At 61.8% G+C, this 15,920-nt stretch carries 15 protein-coding genes and 1 pseudogene; 9 read left to right on the forward strand and 7 right to left on the reverse strand.

All coding sequences use genetic code 11. The features are described from left to right. Window positions 1-8: 8 nt before the first annotated feature. The 3 genes and pseudogenes from ACKTSJ_RS08755 to ACKTSJ_RS08765 form a co-directional block, all read right to left on the reverse strand. Window positions 9-557, reverse strand: coding sequence for a CZB domain-containing protein (locus ACKTSJ_RS08755; protein ID WP_407899404.1), 549 nt, complete (start codon window positions 555-557; stop codon window positions 9-11). Continuing rightward, a pseudogene (locus ACKTSJ_RS08760) lies at window positions 534-1,478 on the reverse strand (methyl-accepting chemotaxis protein); the annotation flags it as partial. The gene ACKTSJ_RS08755 and the pseudogene ACKTSJ_RS08760, both read right to left, overlap by 24 nt. Beyond that, on the reverse strand, window positions 1,453-1,971 hold the full coding sequence (locus tag ACKTSJ_RS08765) for a PAS domain-containing protein (RefSeq protein WP_407899379.1): 519 nt from the start codon (window positions 1,969-1,971) through the stop codon (window positions 1,453-1,455). The pseudogene ACKTSJ_RS08760 and the gene ACKTSJ_RS08765, both read right to left, overlap by 26 nt. A 203-nt stretch (window positions 1,972-2,174) precedes the next feature. On the opposite strand from ACKTSJ_RS08765, the gene flhB reads away from it, so the two are divergent. Together flhB and ACKTSJ_RS08775 are read left to right on the forward strand one after the other, a co-directional pair. Continuing rightward, a complete protein-coding gene (gene flhB, locus ACKTSJ_RS08770) occupies window positions 2,175-3,362 on the forward strand; it encodes a flagellar biosynthesis protein FlhB (protein ID WP_407899380.1) in 1,188 nt (395 codons plus the stop codon). A gap of 119 nt (window positions 3,363-3,481) precedes the next feature. Further along, window positions 3,482-4,075: a bacteriohemerythrin gene (locus tag ACKTSJ_RS08775; protein WP_407899382.1), complete on the forward strand. Its 594-nt coding sequence runs from the start codon at window positions 3,482-3,484 to the stop codon at window positions 4,073-4,075. Here the strand turns inward: ACKTSJ_RS08775 and ACKTSJ_RS08780 are convergent. After that, window positions 3,956-4,837 (reverse strand): tetratricopeptide repeat protein, encoded by an 882-nt coding sequence (locus tag ACKTSJ_RS08780; protein ID WP_407899384.1) that lies wholly within the window; start codon window positions 4,835-4,837, stop codon window positions 3,956-3,958. The two genes, ACKTSJ_RS08775 and ACKTSJ_RS08780, sit on opposite strands and share 120 nt — an antisense overlap. 112 nt (window positions 4,838-4,949) lie before the next feature. Between ACKTSJ_RS08780 and ACKTSJ_RS08785 the strand changes: the two genes are divergently transcribed. The 7 genes from ACKTSJ_RS08785 to motD all read left to right on the forward strand — a co-directional run bounded on the left by ACKTSJ_RS08785 (window position 4,950) and on the right by motD (window position 14,008). Further along, window positions 4,950-6,929, forward strand: a complete 1,980-nt coding sequence (locus ACKTSJ_RS08785) for a putative bifunctional diguanylate cyclase/phosphodiesterase (protein WP_407899386.1) — start codon at window positions 4,950-4,952, stop codon at window positions 6,927-6,929. A gap of 178 nt (window positions 6,930-7,107) precedes the next feature. Next, the gene (flhA, locus tag ACKTSJ_RS08790) at window positions 7,108-9,192 is read left to right on the forward strand and encodes a flagellar biosynthesis protein FlhA (RefSeq protein ID WP_407899388.1); all 2,085 of its coding nucleotides are present in this window, start codon (window positions 7,108-7,110) and stop codon (window positions 9,190-9,192) included. Continuing rightward, entirely contained in the window at window positions 9,189-10,451 is a 1,263-nt protein-coding gene (gene flhF, locus ACKTSJ_RS08795; RefSeq protein ID WP_407899390.1) for a flagellar biosynthesis protein FlhF, read from the forward strand. The genes flhA and flhF overlap by 4 nt, the downstream gene beginning before the upstream one ends. 45 nt (window positions 10,452-10,496) lie before the next feature. After that, on the forward strand, window positions 10,497-11,693 hold the full coding sequence (locus ACKTSJ_RS08800; protein ID WP_407899392.1) for a MinD/ParA family protein: 1,197 nt from the start codon (window positions 10,497-10,499) through the stop codon (window positions 11,691-11,693). A gap of 95 nt (window positions 11,694-11,788) precedes the next feature. Further along, window positions 11,789-12,499 (forward strand): RNA polymerase sigma factor FliA, encoded by a 711-nt coding sequence (locus tag ACKTSJ_RS08805; protein WP_407899393.1) that lies wholly within the window; start codon window positions 11,789-11,791, stop codon window positions 12,497-12,499. Continuing rightward, window positions 12,499-13,239 carry a flagellar motor protein gene (locus ACKTSJ_RS08810; protein WP_407899395.1) on the forward strand — a complete coding sequence of 247 codons (741 nt, stop codon included), beginning with the start codon at window positions 12,499-12,501 and terminating at the stop codon, window positions 13,237-13,239. The genes ACKTSJ_RS08805 and ACKTSJ_RS08810 overlap by 1 nt, the downstream gene beginning before the upstream one ends. Window position 13,240: 1 nt before the next feature. Further along, window positions 13,241-14,008 carry a flagellar motor protein MotD gene (motD, locus tag ACKTSJ_RS08815; RefSeq protein WP_407899397.1) on the forward strand — a complete coding sequence of 256 codons (768 nt, stop codon included), beginning with the start codon at window positions 13,241-13,243 and terminating at the stop codon, window positions 14,006-14,008. Here motD and lipB read toward each other — a convergent pair. Genes lipB through ACKTSJ_RS08830 form a run of 3 tightly spaced genes read right to left on the reverse strand, consistent with a single transcriptional unit; the run spans window position 13,991 to window position 15,802 of the window. Further along, window positions 13,991-14,641, reverse strand: a complete 651-nt coding sequence (lipB, locus tag ACKTSJ_RS08820; protein WP_407899399.1) for a lipoyl(octanoyl) transferase LipB — start codon at window positions 14,639-14,641, stop codon at window positions 13,991-13,993. The two genes, motD and lipB, sit on opposite strands and share 18 nt — an antisense overlap. 40 nt (window positions 14,642-14,681) lie before the next feature. Next, a complete protein-coding gene (locus ACKTSJ_RS08825; protein ID WP_407899401.1) occupies window positions 14,682-14,951 on the reverse strand; it encodes a YbeD family protein in 270 nt (89 codons plus the stop codon). Continuing rightward, entirely contained in the window at window positions 14,948-15,802 is an 855-nt protein-coding gene (locus ACKTSJ_RS08830) for a D-amino acid aminotransferase (RefSeq protein WP_407899402.1), read from the reverse strand. Before ACKTSJ_RS08830 ends, ACKTSJ_RS08825 begins: the two co-directional genes overlap by 4 nt. Window positions 15,803-15,920 lie beyond the last annotated feature (118 nt).

Consider the following 15,920-nt stretch of genomic DNA (forward strand, 5'->3'; position numbering starts at 1 on the left):
CGGATTTTTCAGGCCGCGCGCGACACCTCGGGATGCTTCTCCGCGACCACGCGGTCGATCACCTGCATCACGCTCTGGCTGCCGGCTTCGGCTTCCTGCAAGGCCTCGAAGATCTGGTCCTGGATCTTTTCGTCGGCCTCCCAGCCTTGTTCGAGCAGGACCAGCATGCGGTGCACCGATTCGTGGACCTGGCTGTGCGGTTGCAGCAACTGGCGGTAGGAAGGCGCGTCGCCGAACACCTCTTTACCCTGTCCCTCGTACCATTTGCCCAGGCGGCAATTGTGATGATCGACGCCCACCGCCTTCTTGAAATCATCCCGGCTGCTGTCATTCACCAGCACATAGGCGCGCTGCTTGTAGATCATGTGATCGACCTTGACCAGCGAGGCAAAGCTCAAGTCCTGCGCGTAACGCGTGCCGGCCAGGGTGGTCACGGCGGATTCGTAGAACTGCCCGAATTTCTGTTCCAGCTTGGCGATGACGCCTTGCGACGAGTTGGCGATTTCGTGCATCTGCTGCGAGTCGGTCAGCATTTTTGCCGCCTCGTCCTGCAGCATCTGCATGATGCGCCCGATCGACTCGGAGGCGTTCTTGGTATTTTCCGCCAGCTTGCGCACCTCGTCCGCCACCACGGCGAAGCCGCGTCCCGCCTCACCCGCGCGCGCGGCCTCGATCGCCGCGTTCAGCGCGAGCAGATTGGTCTGGTCGGCGATGGAGGTGATCAGTCCCACCGCCTTGCGGATTTCCGTGCTGCGCGCGTTGAGCTGGGTGATCGCCTCGTTGGCGTGATTGACCCGGTCCACGATGCCGGCCAGCCGCCGCACCACATCGCTCACCGAAGCACGGCTTTCTTCCGCGTCCTCGCGCGTGCGCCGCGACACCCCCGCGAGTTTTTCCATGTTGTCGGTGATGGTCTTCAGGTCGGTCTGGCTGGACACCATGTTTTGCAGCAGGTTTTCGGTATTCAGGCCGTGCGCGCGCGACAGCATGCGGTTGCGCATGCCCAGCAACTGCTGCTGTTTCAAACCGTCCAGCAGCACATTCTGGTTGGACAGCCCCTTCTTGAAGCCGCCGTGCATGCCGCCGTCCATCACGCGGCGCGAAAAATCGCCCTTCAGGTTGGCGCGGAACGTGGTTTCCTGTTCGCGGAAGAAGGTGGCCAACTGGTCCAGCATGTCGTTGACATCCCAGCACAGCAGACTGATCTCGTCGCGGGCCTCGGAGATCCCGGTGACACGGGTATTGAAGCGGCCCGCCGCGACTTCGCGCACGACCGTTTCCAGTTTTGGCAGGGCGGCCAGCCATTGCCGGACCTGCCATTGCCCCCAGGCCGACACGGCAACGCCGACGACCAGGAAGACCAGCATGAACAGATCCACGCCGTGGCGGGCAAAACTGGTGAGGATGATGACCAGCGTACCGAAGGAAAAGGCCCACAGCAGGGCGCTGAACTTAAATTGCAAGGACCAGTTCGTCATAGCTCATTCCTTTCTCTTTCAGTACGCTCGCCAGCAACTGGTTCGAGGCCGCGATGGCGTTCGCCGGACCGGCTTTCTGCTCCGCCTCCAGCATCGCGGCATACAGCGGGGTCACGGCCTCGATGCCGCTCAACTTCGGTTTGCGCCGCACCGAGAAATAGCCGGTGATGTTGCCCGCGGTATCGAAGGTCGGCGTCACATTGGTGAACACCCAGTAGAAGCCGCCGTCTTTCGACATGTTCTTGACGTAGGCGAAGCATTCTTCCTTGTTGGAAATCTTGTCCCACAACAGCTTGAACACGGCGCGCGGCATGTCCGGGTGGCGCACGATATTGTGTTGCGAGCCGAGCAACTCCTTCTCGGAGTAACCGGAGAACTCGATGAAGATGCGGTTGCCGTAGGTGATGCGACCCTTGAGATCGGTCATCGACACGATGAAATCGTCCTCGCGCATCACGCGCTCGATCGCGGTGGGGGTGATGTCTCTTTTCATGAAAATGCTCCCGTTGAAATGCTGCCCGTGGCTTGACTATCGGCAGCTTCCATCCGGACTTGAGCCGGAGTTTTCACGCCACGCATGTTGCGCCGGCGTCGGGCCGGGGCATGGCGGCAAAAGACGGGGGAAACCGTTTCAATTCGCCGCTTGGGTTAGGCATCGGCTGCGCATAATCGGCGCATCCCACCGGAAAGCCGGGCATGGCCGAAGAAGACAGCGATCTCGAAAAAACCGAATCCCCCTCGCAGCGCAAACTGGACAAGTCGCGCGAGGAGGGCCAGGTCGCGCGCTCGCGCGAGCTGTCCACCTTCATGGTGTTGCTGGCCGGCGGTGCCGGACTGTGGGTGATGGGAACCGCCCTCGGCCAGGGGCTGCTGCGCCTGCTGCACGAGGGATTGACGCTGGACCGGCGGCTGGCCTTCCAGACCGAGCAGCTGTTGCCACGCCTGCAGGAATTGAGCAGTGCGGTGCTGCTGACCTTTTTGCCCTTCCTCGTTTTGCTGCTGCTGGTCGCCCTGTTCTCGCCGCTGCTGCTGAACGGCTGGCTGTTCTCGCTCAAACCCCTGCAACCCAATTTCGGCAAGCTCGACCCGCTCAAGGGCATCGGCCGCATGTTCTCCGGCAACAGCCTGATGGAACTGGTCAAGGCGATCGGCAAATCCATCATCGTCGGCGGCATCGGCGCCTGGGTGGTGTGGCACAACCGCGAGGCCGTGCTGCAACTGGTGAGCGAGCCCGCGGTGCAATCCATCCCGCATATGAGCGGCCTGATCGGGTGGAGCTTTGCCGCCATCATGCTCGGCATGCTGCTGATCGTGGCGATCGACGTGCCGTTCCAGTTGTACGAGCACAACAAGAAACTGAAGATGACCAAGGAAGAAGTGCGCCAGGAAGCGAAAGAGACCGAGGGCGACCCGCAGGTGAAGGGCCGCATCCGCAGCATGCAGCGCGAGATCGCGCGCCGCCGTATGATGTCCGCCATCCCGAGCGCCGACGTGGTGGTGACCAACCCGACCCACTACGCGGTGGCGCTGAAATACAGCGAAAACAGGATGCGCGCGCCGACCGTCGTTGCCAAAGGCTCGCATCTGCTGGCCGCGAAGATCAAGGAGATCGCCACAGAGCACAACGTACCCATCCTCGAAGCCCCGCCGCTGGCGCGCGCCCTGCACCAGCATTGCGAACTGGGCGGCGCCATCCCGGAAGCGCTTTATACCGCCGTGGCCGAAGTGATGGCCTATGTCTATCAACTGCGGCGCTATCAGAAAACGGGCGGTGCCAGGCCGCGCCGGCCGCATGACCTGCCGGTGCCGCCGGAACTCGACCCGGCGCAAAAAAACATTCAAGAAATTCCGCCACCGGCCGATAGCCAGTCTCATGTGCCTTAAATCCGGTTGAACGGAGTTCTCATGCAAGTTGTGATCATTGACGATGCCCAGATCAACGTAACGCTGTTGCAGCATCTGGTGAAGCGTATCATTGACCGACCTCAAGGAGGAACCTGCAGATGAGTCTGGTATGGCGTGACCAGTTAAGTGTTGGCAATGATGTGATCGATGCCGATCACAAGTATCTGATCGAGATCATCAACAGGGCCGAGCACAGTTTGCGCGCAAGGAACCACCGCGAGCTGGTTGAGGTTCTGGAAAGCCTGGACCAGTATTCGCGCCTGCATTTTGAGCGTGAAGAAAAAATTGCCGAGGCCGTCGGATATACCCTGATCCCGCATCTCAACCAGTCGCACCGCGAGTTGTTGGCGCAACTCGATCACATCCGGGGCGAGTTTGATGCGATGGGACACGACTGGTCTGCGGAAACGGTCGAACATTTCACCCAGTTCCTGCGGGACTGGCTGATCAATCATGTCGTCAGGGAAGATTTGCTGATGAAACCGATCCTGCAAACTGACCACTTAACTAGGTCACGTCTATCGGAATACCATTGTCCGCGCATGACTTATGACTTGACTAAGTTAATAGAATTAATTTTGGCGTTTTGCATTATTCGAAAGCAGAGTATCGAAATATTTACCAGCCATTTCAGGGTCGAGTTTTCGCAGGATTTGATAAACCTCTACAACCTTGTCGTTATCTCTTTTTAGGTGATAGGCAGTACCCAAGTTGTACCAAGAAATGGCACTTTCCGGACGTAAGCGAAGTGATTCTTGAATTGCCTGAATTGCCTGATCGTATTGTTTGAGATAACTATAGGTTGCCCCTAAGTTATTCCAGATGTCAGCGGCCTTTGGCTGGATGCGTAGCGCTTCACGAAAAGCTTGAATTGCTTTGTCGTATTGCTTAAGGTCTCTGCTGTAGGTTAAACCTAGGTTATACCAAGTGTCGGCATCTGGTTGTATGCGCAACGCAAACAAAAAAGCATGAACCGCTTGCTCATGACGTTTCAACTTGGCATTAGCAACACCTAGGTTGTACCAGGCTATAGAGTTATCCGGCTGTATCTTTACTACTTCTTGGCACGCTTTAATTGATTCTTCATATCGGTTAAGTCTGGCAGTGGCGATGCTCAATTCATACCATGCATCCGCATATCCTGGGTGGATGAAGAGCATCCTTCGATAGAGATCAATCACTTGCTCGTATTGTTGGAGCATATTATAGGCATTGCCTAAACTAAACCAAGCCATCACATTTTCTGGTTGGTCTTTAACCCACTGCTGAGAGAGCTTCAGCAATCCCTCCCAATCTTTTTCTCGCTCTAGTGATGTTGAGCGACTAAGCCAATAGGTCGGCTCCTTTATTCCAGTAACTGAATTCTGTTCAGGAGTGCTGGCGAAAGCAAAAGTGGCAAGAAGTGGATATATGAACGCCGCAAATATGGCTAAGCGAAAATGTTGAAAGGTCATGTTTGTTCCTTCTGGAGATAGAGATTTTCGATTAAATATATATTCGAGCTCACTAGTATATAAACGCATAAATAACGAAACATGTATTATACTGTCGCATGCCCGCACCATGATGAGGAGCTTGCCATGCGCCAGACCGAACTGCATCTTACCGACCACGATTTCCGACGGCGTCGTGGTGGTCGATCAGCGCGGCATCGTGTTGTACGCCAATCGCAGTGCCGAGGCTATTTTCGAGCGCGGTACCTTGTTGGGCCGGGAACTGGGTGTTCCGCTCTATGCCAGTGACGTTTGCCAGGACATCAACCTGATCCGGCCCAGCGGTGTGGGCTGGGCTGAATTGCGTTCCGCGCCCATCGTCTGGGAGAAGCAACCGGCGATCGTGCTGGCGGTGCGCGACATCACGGCAAGGAAGAAAGACGAGCTGGGCTTGCGCCAGGCGGCCGCCGTGTTCGAAAGCACGCGCGAGGGACTGATGGTGACCGATCCCGCAAAACGCATCGTCCGGGTCAATCCCGCATTTACCGAAATCACCGGTTATAGCGCAGCCGAGGTGCTGGGGGAGAAACCGGAATTGCTGTGCTCGGGGCGTCACGACCCTGAGTTTTACGCGGCCATGTGGGCCAGCATCAACCTGACGGGACATTGGCAGGGCGAGATCTGGAATCGCCGCAAGAATGGCGAGATTTATCCCGAATTGATGAGTATCGACGTCATCAAGGATAAATCGGGCACGGTGTGCAATTACGTTTCGGTCTTCACCGACATTTCGAAATTGAAGAGCACCCAGGCAGAACTCGATTTTCTGGCCCACCACGATCCCTTGACCGGGCTGCCCAACCGCCCGCTGCTGCTGTCCAGATTGCAGCACAGCATGGAAATCGCCCAGCGCAACAAACAGAATCTGGCGCTGCTCATGATCGACCTGGACCGTTTCAAGGATGTGAATGACAGTTTTGGTCATCTGGCGGGTGACGAATTGTTGCGGACGGTTACGGTCAGACTGCTGTCCCAGTCGCGCGAGATCGATATGGTCTGCCGTTTTGGGGGAGACGAGTTCGCCGTGTTGCTGGAACAGGTCGCCGATGCCGCGGACGCCGCGCGTGTGGCGAGCGACATCATCCAGGATTTGAGTGAACCGTGCCGGCTGGCCAACGGCGTGGAAGTGCGCATCGGTGCCAGCATCGGCATCAGTCTGTTTCCCGGCTATGGCACCACCCCGGAGCAGATGTTGCAGCAGGCGGACAGCGCGCTGTACCAGGCCAAGACCGAAGGGCGTGGACGCTTCGAATATTTTACCGAGAGCCTGACCAGCGCCGCGCGCGAACGCATCGATCTCGAGGTGCGTTTGCGCCGCGCCGTCAGCCAGGGGGAATTGCGTGTGTACTATCAGCCGCAGGTGGACATCGGCAGCGGCCGCATCGTCGGCGCGGAGGCCCTGGTGCGCTGGCAAGATCCCGCCGAGGGGCTGATTCCGCCCGCCCGTTTCATTCATGTTGCGGAATCCTGCGGTTTGATCGGCGCCATTGACGACTGGGTGTTGCGGGAGACCTGCAGGCAAGGGCAATGCTGGCGGGAGGCCGGGTTGCCGCCGCTCACGCTGGCGGTCAATTTGTCCGCCTATCAATTCCTGCAAGGCGATATTGGCGACACGGTGGCCCGGGTGTTGAGTGAAACCGGATTCGCTGCGTCGCAGCTCGAACTGGAGCTGACCGAGAGCGCGCTGATGCAGCGCGAGGTCGAATCCATCGGGATCCTGAACCGGCTCAAGACCCTGGGCGTGCAACTGGCCATTGACGATTTTGGCACGGGCTATTCTTCGCTGGCTTATCTGAAGATGTTCCCGCTGGATATCCTGAAGATCGACAAGCGCTTCATCGATGACGTGCCCCTGCATCGCGACGACATGGAGATCGTCGCCGCCATTGTGGCGATGGGCCATTCCTTGCGGTTGAAGGTGTTGGCCGAAGGTGTGGAGAACCGGAGCCAGCTCGATTTTTTGCGGGACCAGGGGTGCGATCTGTTCCAGGGCTATCTGACCAGCCAACCCGTCCCCGCCGCCGAATTCGAGAAACTGCTGGCCGCCGCCTGAACGGGGCACCCCCCTGCGGACGCAGGGCCGGACGCCGGAAAATGTCTGCGTCCGACGCACCCTGAATAGCCGCGCGAATCCCCCTCTATTCCCGTCTTTGCTTTGACCGGCGTTTCCGATAATACGCATGCCCCTCCATCCCTGTGGAGGGCGGCAAGCGCAAAGATCGGGACGCGAGATGAACGGGATTCTGAAAACTCTGAAGGACTTGTTGCTGCACGGCGGTGTGCGCGGCCTCGCCGGGCCGCTGCTGATCGTGATGATCCTGTCGATGATGGTGCTGCCGCTGCCGCCGATCCTGCTCGACATCCTGTTCACCTTCAATATCGCGCTGGCAATCATGGTGTTGCTGGTGGCGATGAACACCACGCGGCCGCTGGATTTTGCCGTGTTCCCGAGCGTGCTGCTGATCTCCACCCTGCTGCGCCTGTCGCTGAATGTCGCCTCCACCCGGGTGGTGCTGCTGCAAGGGCACACCGGGCCGGACGCGGCGGGCAAGGTGATCGAGTCGTTCGGCCACTTTCTGGTCGGCGGCAATTACACCGTGGGTCTGGTGGTGTTCGTCATCCTGGTCATCATCAACTTCGTGGTCATCACCAAGGGCGCGGGACGCATCGCCGAGGTCGGCGCGCGCTTCACCCTGGATGCGATGCCGGGCAAGCAGATGGCGATCGATGCCGATCTGAACGCGGGCTTGATCGGCGAGGACGTGGCGCGCAAGCGGCGCGCCGAGATCGCGCAGGAGGCCGAGTTCTACGGGGCGATGGACGGTGCTTCCAAGTTCGTGCGCGGCGATGCCGTGGCCGGCATCATGATCATGCTGATCAACATCGTGGGCGGACTGGTGGTCGGGGTGCTGCAACACGACCTCGATCTGGCGACCGCCGCCAAAAACTACACGCTGCTCACCATCGGCGACGGGCTGGTGGCGCAGATTCCGGCGCTGGTGATTTCCACCGCCGCCGGCATGGTGGTCAGCCGCGTCGCCAGCGAAGACAACATCGGCCAGCAACTGGCGAAGCAACTGGTGTCCAGTCCGCAGGTGATCATTCTGACCGCCGCCATCATCGGCATGCTGGGCATGATCCCCGGCATGCCGCATTTCGCTTTTCTGTTGCTGGCGGGCGCGCTCGGCTGGTTCGCCTATGCGCTGCTGCGGCGCGCGCAGGCGGCGAGCGCCAACGCGCAACAGGCAGAGGTAGTGGCGCCGCCGGTCACGGACGGAGGCGAAGCAAGCTGGGAAGATGTGGCGCAAGTCGATGTGCTGGGGCTGGAAGTGGGCTACCGCCTGATCCCGCTGGTGGACAAGGCGCAGGACGGCGACCTGCTGCGGCGGATCAAGGGCATCCGCAAGAAATTCACCCAGGACATGGGCTTCCTGCCGCCGGCGGTGCACATCCGCGACAATCTCGATCTGCCGCCGAGTGCCTATCGCATCACCCTGAAGGGCGCCGAGATCGGCACGGCGGAGGCGCACGCGCAACAGTTGCTGGCGATCAATCCGGGCAATGTGAGCGGCACCCTGCCCGGCACGCCGACCAAGGACCCGGCGTTCGGCCTGCCCGCGTTCTGGATCGATAGCGCGCTGCGCGAACAGGCGCAGGCGATGGGCTACACCGTGGTCGATGCGGGCACGGTGGTGGCGACGCACATGAGTCATCTGATCCACCAGAACGCGGCGGAACTGCTCGGGCGCCAGGAGTTGCAACAGTTGCTCGATCACCTGGCCAAGATCGCGCCCAAGCTGGTGGAGGGGCTGATTCCCGATCTGCTGCCGCTGACCACGGTACAAAAAGTCATGCAGAACCTGCTCGACGAGGGCATGCACATCCGCGACATGCGCACCATTCTGGAGACGCTGGCGGAGCATGCGCCGAAGACGCAGGACGCCGGCGTGCTGACCGCACTGGTGCGCGTCGCCCTCGGCCCCGCCATCGTGCAGCAGTTCTATCCGGCGGCGCAGGAATTGCAGGTCATCGGCATGGACAAGGAGCTGGAATACGTGCTGGGGCAGGCCTTGCAGGCCGGCGGCTCCGCCATCGAGCCGGGGCTGGCCAACACGCTGCTGAACGAGACGCGCGCCGCCACCGAGAAGCAGGAACGGCTGGGCTTGCCCACCGTGCTGCTGGTGCCGGGCGGCATCCGCGATCTGCTGGCGCGTTTCCTTCGCCGCGCGCTGCCGCAGCTCAAGGTGATTTCGCAGGAAGAAGTGCCCGGCTTCAAGACCATCCGGGTGACATCCATGGTGGGAGGTAGAGCATGAACGCAAGAAAATTCATCGCCGCGAGTTCGCGCGAGGCGTTGCAACTGGTGCGCGCGGAACTGGGTGCGGACGCCGTGATCCTGTCCAACCGCAAGTCGGCGGAGGGCGTCGAGGTCGTGGCGATGGCGGGCAGCGAGCTGGCGCACCTGAACGAGACGCGCATGCGGTCGCACCACGCCGAGCAGCCGCGTTCCGCGCCGCGCGAATCGGTGTCGGCGCGGGGGCTGAACCAGGCGCACGCCCTCGGCGCAAAAGTGCTGGCGGCGCAGGCGGAACGGGCAGCCCCGGCGCGCGCGGAAACCCCGCCGGCGAACCGCGAGGCGCAGCACCTGATGGCGGAATTGAAGTCCATGCATGACCGGATGCAGGCGCAGATGGCCGGCATGGCCTGGAGCACTTTGCAGCAGCAGGATCCGCAGCGTAGCGGCCTGTTGCGCGACATGGTCAATGCGGGCTTCAGCCCGGCACTGTCGCGCCTGTTGCTGGACAAGATGCCGCCCGCTGCCGATATTTCCTGGGTGAAACGGATCCTGGCGCACAACCTGGGCGTGGTCGGCGGACGAGAAGAGGTGGTGGTGCGCGGCGGCGTGGTGGCGCTGGTCGGCCCCACCGGCGTCGGCAAAACGACCACCACCGCCAAGCTGGCGGCGCGCGCCGTGGTGCGCTACGGCGCGGACAAGGTGGCGCTGGTCACCACCGACAGTTACCGCGTCGGCGCGTTCGAGCAGTTGCGCATCTACGCCAATATTCTCGGCGTCAGCGTGCACGCGGTGCGCGATGCCAACGACCTGCGGCTGACCTTGTCCGGGCTGAAGCACAAGCATCTGGTGCTGATCGATACCATGGGCGTCGGCCAGCGCGACAGCCGCGTGGCGGAACAGACGCGCATGTTCGACGAGGTTGGCGTGCGCCGTTTGCTGTTGCTGAACGCGACCAGCGCCGGCGGCACGCTGGACGATGTGGTGAAGCGGTATGGCGGGGCGGGCGTGATCGGCTGCATCCCGACCAAGCTGGACGAGGCGGTGCAGCTCGGCACCGTGCTGGATGTGGTGGCGCGGCACAAGCTGCTGCTGCACTACATCGCCAGCGGCCAGCGCGTGCCGGAGGACCTGCACGAAGTGAACGTGGACTATCTGTTGCACCGCGCGTTCAAGGAGATCGGCAAGCCGTCCGCCTTTGCCTTGCAGGACATGGAATTCCCGGCCTTCATGGCGGGCGTGGCCAGCGGCGCGGCGACGGGGAGGGAATATGCGCTCTAATATCTTCCCCGCCTCAATCCTCCCCTGGCGGAAGAGGCGGTAAACGTGAAAAACAATTTTCATTCTCACGATCAGGCAGCAGGCTTGCGCGCGTTGCTGACGCGCAGCCGGGCGCGGGTGATCACGGTGCTTGGCGCGCGCGACGGGCTGGGGGCGACCAGCCTGGTCACCAATCTGGCGGCGATATTTGCGCGGATCGGAAAGCAGGTGCTGGTGCTGGACGAAAACCTGTCACCTGCTAATGTGGCGCAGACGCTGGGCTTGCGCGCGCGCTACGACCTGCTGCAGGCGGCGCGCGGGGACAAGACCTGGCACGATGTGCTGCTGCAGGATGACGCCGGGGTGGCGCTGCTGCCGCTGGCGCGCGCGATGGAAAAATTGCCGCAACTGGCGGTCGCGGAACGGACGCGCCTGCTCGAATCGCTGCTGGCGGCAACGGCCGGGCGCGATGTGGTGCTGGTCGATGCGGCGCGCGTTGGCGCTTCGCTGTGCGCAGGTTTGTCCGGCGACGAGCCGCTGCTGCTGGTGCTGAATCCGACCGCCAGCGGCATCACCGAAAGCTATGCGCTGCTGAAACAGATGGCGCAGCAGAATGGCCGTCAGGCATTTGCCATCGTGGTGAACCGGGTCACTGGCGAACGTGAAGCGTTGACCGTGTTCGATAACATGGCGCGGGTGGCGCATCATCATTTGCAGGTGCGCCTCGACTATCTGGGCTATATTCCGCTTGATGAAAAACTGAAGCGTGCGACACAATTGCGCCGCCCTGTGGTGGATTCCTTCCCTGCAGCCGCGTCGTCGCTGGCGTTGCGCGAAGTCGCGCAGGGACTGCTTCACGCACCGGCAGCACCCGGACCGGACGGGCTGGATGGCGTGATTGGGCTTTTGATGGGGCAGCGGACGTTTGGTGGGTCGGACTTCAGTCCGACAAGGGCGCCTGAAACCGGACGGCAACCTGTCGGGTTGAAACCCGACCCACGGGAAGCAGCGTGGCTAGGTGGGTCGGACTTCAGTCCGACAAGGGCGCCTGAAACCGGACGGCAACCTGTCGGGTTGAAACCCGACCCACGGGAAGCGGCGTGGCTAGGTGGGTCGGACTTCAGTCCGACGAGCGTGCCCGAAATCGGACGGCAACTTGTCGGGTTGAAACCCGACCCACGGGAAGCGGCGTGGCTGGGTGGGTCGGACTTCAGTCTGACAAACACGCCCGACCCGCACTGCGGGCGGGTATCCCTGGCATGAATACCGCCCTTGCCGCGCGCAGCGAATCGCGGTCCCGGTCGCCCGCAGACAGCAATGGAAAAACGAACGCAGCGAGTTCCGGCACAACAAGAACCATGTACACCGCCAACGGATTGACCGACAAGAACCAGTGCCTGCAGGAGCATGCGCCGCTGGTGAAACGCATTGCGCATCACATGATGCTCAAGCTGCCGAACAGCGTGGAAGTGGACGACCTGATCCAGGCCGGCATGATCGGCCTGCTCGACGCGGCCAGCCGCTATGATGAATTGCGCGGGGCGCAGTTCGAAACCTATGCCGCGCAACGCATCCGCGGCGCGATGCTGGACGAGTTGCGCGGGGCGGACTGGCTGCCGCGCAGTTTGCGCCGCGACGCGCGCCGCATCGAGAACGCGATCAGCCGCCTGCAACAGAAACTGGGGCACGCGCCGGTCGAGTCCGAGATCGCCCGTGAGATGGGCATCAGCCTGCCGGACTACCAGCAGATGTTGCAGGAAGCGCGCGGTTCGCAGTTGATGTATTACGAGGATTTCCGCAACGAGGAACAGGAGAGTTTCTTCGACCGGCACGACTTGAGCGACGCGGCGAATCCGCTGGAGATGCTGCAGGACGAACGCTTCCGCGCGGCACTGGTGGCGGCCATCGAGCGTCTGCCCGAGCGCGAGCGGCAACTGATGGGTATGCACTACGAGCAGGACATGAACCTGCGCGAGATTGGCGAAGTGATGGGGGTGTCGGAATCGCGCGTGTGCCAGGTGCACAGCCAGGCGGTGGCGCGGCTGCGCACCTATCTGCGGGGATATTGATGGACATTCTGAGCATGCTCGGCCTGGTCGTCGCCGTCGCCGGCATCCTCGGCGGCCAGTTTCTGGAAGGCGGCTCGATCAATGTGCTGCTGCAACTGGCGGCCTTTCTGATCGTGATCGGCGGTACCCTCGGCGCGGTGATGGTGCAGCACCCGCTGAACATATTCCTGACCGGAATAAAAATGGCGCGCTGGGTGTTCGTCACGCCGAAAATCGACAAGCAGCAGTTGCTCTACCGCATGACCGCCTGGGGCAATGTCGCGCGCAAGGACGGCATCCTGGCGCTGGAGGGGCAGATCAAGACGGCGGGCGATCCGTTTGTGCAAAAGGGCCTGCAACTGCTGGTGGACGGCAACAGCGCGGAGAAGATTCGCGCTGTGCTCGACATCGACCTCAATACCTATGAAACCCTGCGCTGGCAGGCGGCGCGGGTGTGGGAAGCCGCTGCCGGTTATGCGCCGACCATCGGCATCCTCGGCGCGGTGCTGGGGCTGGTGCACGTGATGCAGAGCCTGGGCGAGCCGGCCAAACTGGGTGCGGGCATCGCCGTCGCGTTCATCGCCACCATCTACGGTGTGGGGTTCGCCAATCTGGTGTTCCTGCCCATCGCGGGCAAACTGAAGATCCTCATTGCCCGGGAAGTGGTGCTGCGCGAGATGGCGATCGACGGCCTGTGCATGATCGCCAACGCGGAAAATCCGCACTTCATCGAAAACAAATTGAAGGGTTACATTTCCTGACATGGCACGCCGCGCAAAAAGACAGGGGCCGGACAATCACGAGCGCTGGATGGTGTCCTACGCCGACTTCATCACGCTGCTGTTCGCCTTCTTCGTGGTGATGTACGGCATCTCCTCGGTGAACGAGGGCAAGTACCAGGATTTCAGCGTGTCGATGAGCCAAGTATTCGGCCAGAACGGGATGGCGGCGGAAGATGGCGCGATCCGTCTGACAGAAGACGAAATGTATTTCAAGGCGTTGGTGGACAAGCGCAACGCGCGCCTGGCGGAAAAGCAGCGCAAGCAGAACGAGCGCCTGCAGAATTTGAGCCGGCGACTGACCGACAAACTGGCGGGTTTCGTCAACAAAGGGGCGATGAGCGTCAGCCAGAGCGAGCGCGGGGTAACGCTGGACATCAATGCCAGCCTGTTGTTTCTGCCGGGCGATGCCGCGCTGCAAGCCGCCGCGGTGGCGACGCTGAAGGAGGTCGCGCAGATTCTGGTGAACGAAGCATTGCCGGTCGAGGTCGAGGGTTACACCGATGATCTGCCGATCAGCACCGTGCAGTTTCCGTCCAACTGGGAGCTGTCCTCGGCGCGCGCCAGCAGCGTGGTACGCCTGTTCATCGAGCAGGGCATTGGCGCCGACCGCCTGAAAGCGATCGGGCACGCCGACAATGCCCCGCTCGCGTCCAACGACACGGCGGAAGGTCGCGCGCGCAACCGCCGCGTCACGGTCACCGTGCTGGCCGCGCCACCGGAAGCGGCCACCTCAACCGGCGCTGACTGATCCCTTCTCCAGCAGATGCCGCTGCAAACCGTGCACCAGGTTCTGCGTCAGTTCCGCCTGCAACGCCTCGAATTCAGGCGCGATACCCTGTTCCACGCACTGCGTGACGCGCAGTCCATGATAGCCGCAGGGATTGATGTTGCCGAACGGCGCGAGGTCCATGTCCACGTTGAGGGCAAGGCCGTGGTAACTGCAGCCGTTTTTTATTTTGAGTCCGAGCGCGGCGATCTTGGCCCCGCCGACATACACGCCGGGCGCGTCGCGGCGCGCGACCGCCGCCACGCCGTATCCCGCCAGCAGGTCGATCACCGCCTGTTCCATGAGGCAGACCAGTTCGCGCACGTTGATCCGCCAGCGGCGCAGGTCGAGCAGCAGATAGGCGACGATCTGGCCGGGGCCGTGATAGGTGATCTGGCCGCCGCGGTCGATTTGCACGACCGGAATGGGTGTTTGGTGCAGCAGGTGTTCCGGCTTGCCGGCCTGCCCCAGGGTGTAGGTCGGCGGATGCTGCACCAGCCAGAGCTCGTCCTGGGTGTCGCGCGTGCGTTCGGCGGTGAAACGCTGCATCGCGTGCCAGGTCGGTTCGTATTCGACCAGACCGAGGGCGCGGATGTGGAGGGTCGGCGTGGTCACGGTTCAGCCCTCGGCACTCGGCAGTCAGTGCGCGGCACGTTCATAGCACCATCTTCACCAGCGGATGGCTGGACAGGTCGCGGTAGAGATTGTCCAGTTGTTCACGCGAGGTGGCGCGGATGGTGCAGGTGAGGCAGAGATAGCGGGCATTGCTGCTCGCGCGCAGGGTGAGGCGGGCGGCATCGAAATCCGGCGCGTGCGCCTGCACCACGGCGGCCATGGCCTGCGCGAAACCCTGCTGCGCTTCGCCGAAGATCTTGAGCGGGAAGTCGCAGGGATAATCGATCAGGGATTCCTTGGGTTCGCTCATTTGCGCATCACCTCGCGCTTGAAGGTCTGATACAGCTCGTGCAGGCGCGCAAACATCGCCCCCGGTTTGCCGTCGCCCACCGTCTTGCCGTCGAGGGTGGTGACGGCCAGAACCTCGCGCGTGGAAGAGGTGAGCAGCAGTTCGTCCGCCGCGAACAATTCAGCCTTCAGGATCCGGCGCACCTGGTGCGGGATGCCGTTGGCGGCGGCGAGTTCGAGCAGGACGTCGTAGGTGATGCCCGGCAGCATCAGGTTGTCTTTCGGCGGGGCGAGCAGCACGCCGTCCTTGACCACGAAAATGTTGCTCGCCGCACCCTCGGTCAGGAAGGCGTCGTCGCGGATCAGGATGGCTTCGGCGCAGCCGGCGGCAACGGCGGACTGGCGCAACAGCACATTGGGCAGCAGGGCGATGGATTTGATGTCGCAGCGCAGCCAGCGGTTGTCGGTGGCGGTGATGCAGGCGACGCCGCTGTGCAACAGCGCGGCGGGCGGGTGGACGAGCGGATTGCTCATGGCAAACACGGTGGGCGCCACCGGCGGTTTGGGAAAGGCGTGATCGCGCGGCGCCACCCCGCGCGTGATATGCAGATACAAGTATTGGTCTTCCGGCGCGTTGCGCGCGATCAGTTCGGTGAGGATGGCGACCCACGCGTCCATGCTGTGCGGATTGGGCAACTGGATGCCGTCCATGCTGTGTTGCAGCCGTGTCAGGTGTTCGCGCATCCGGAAGGCGTGGCGCGAATAGACCGGGATGACCTCGTACACGCCGTCGCCGAAAATGAAACCGCGATCCAGCACCGGCACCTTCGCCTGTTCGAGCGGCATGAAACTGCCGTTGAAATAGATCGTCATGATTTCCTATATGGACGCCTCCCGGTTTAGCAAGAGATTTGTCGTGTTTTGGTAAAACCAGAAATCGGCTGCAGTCTTATATCCGGCCTTGTTGCAAGCTGGACTTCTGCCTGCGGGC

The organism is Ferrigenium sp. UT5 (assembly GCF_045866295.1).
GTDB lineage: Bacteria > Pseudomonadota > Gammaproteobacteria > Burkholderiales > Gallionellaceae > Sideroxyarcus.

What these genes read in the sequence shown, in the direction of transcription:
- ACKTSJ_RS08755 (WP_407899404.1), bottom strand. Translation starts at nt 557, where the DNA reads ATGCTGCAGGACGAGGCGGCAAAAATGCTGACCGACTCGCAGCAGATG.
- ACKTSJ_RS08765 (WP_407899379.1), bottom strand. Translation starts at nt 1,971, where the DNA reads ATGAAAAGAGACATCACCCCCACCGCGATCGAGCGCGTGATGCGCGAG.
- flhB (WP_407899380.1), top strand. Translation starts at nt 2,175, where the DNA reads ATGGCCGAAGAAGACAGCGATCTCGAAAAAACCGAATCCCCCTCGCAG.
- ACKTSJ_RS08775 (WP_407899382.1), top strand. Translation starts at nt 3,482, where the DNA reads ATGAGTCTGGTATGGCGTGACCAGTTAAGTGTTGGCAATGATGTGATC.
- ACKTSJ_RS08780 (WP_407899384.1), bottom strand. Translation starts at nt 4,837, where the DNA reads ATGACCTTTCAACATTTTCGCTTAGCCATATTTGCGGCGTTCATATAT.
- ACKTSJ_RS08785 (WP_407899386.1), top strand. Translation starts at nt 4,950, where the DNA reads ATGAGGAGCTTGCCATGCGCCAGACCGAACTGCATCTTACCGACCACG.
- flhA (WP_407899388.1), top strand. Translation starts at nt 7,108, where the DNA reads ATGAACGGGATTCTGAAAACTCTGAAGGACTTGTTGCTGCACGGCGGT.
- flhF (WP_407899390.1), top strand. Translation starts at nt 9,189, where the DNA reads ATGAACGCAAGAAAATTCATCGCCGCGAGTTCGCGCGAGGCGTTGCAA.
- ACKTSJ_RS08805 (WP_407899393.1), top strand. Translation starts at nt 11,789, where the DNA reads ATGTACACCGCCAACGGATTGACCGACAAGAACCAGTGCCTGCAGGAG.
- ACKTSJ_RS08810 (WP_407899395.1), top strand. Translation starts at nt 12,499, where the DNA reads ATGGACATTCTGAGCATGCTCGGCCTGGTCGTCGCCGTCGCCGGCATC.
- motD (WP_407899397.1), top strand. Translation starts at nt 13,241, where the DNA reads ATGGCACGCCGCGCAAAAAGACAGGGGCCGGACAATCACGAGCGCTGG.
- ACKTSJ_RS08825 (WP_407899401.1), bottom strand. Translation starts at nt 14,951, where the DNA reads ATGAGCGAACCCAAGGAATCCCTGATCGATTATCCCTGCGACTTCCCG.
- ACKTSJ_RS08830 (WP_407899402.1), bottom strand. Translation starts at nt 15,802, where the DNA reads ATGACGATCTATTTCAACGGCAGTTTCATGCCGCTCGAACAGGCGAAG.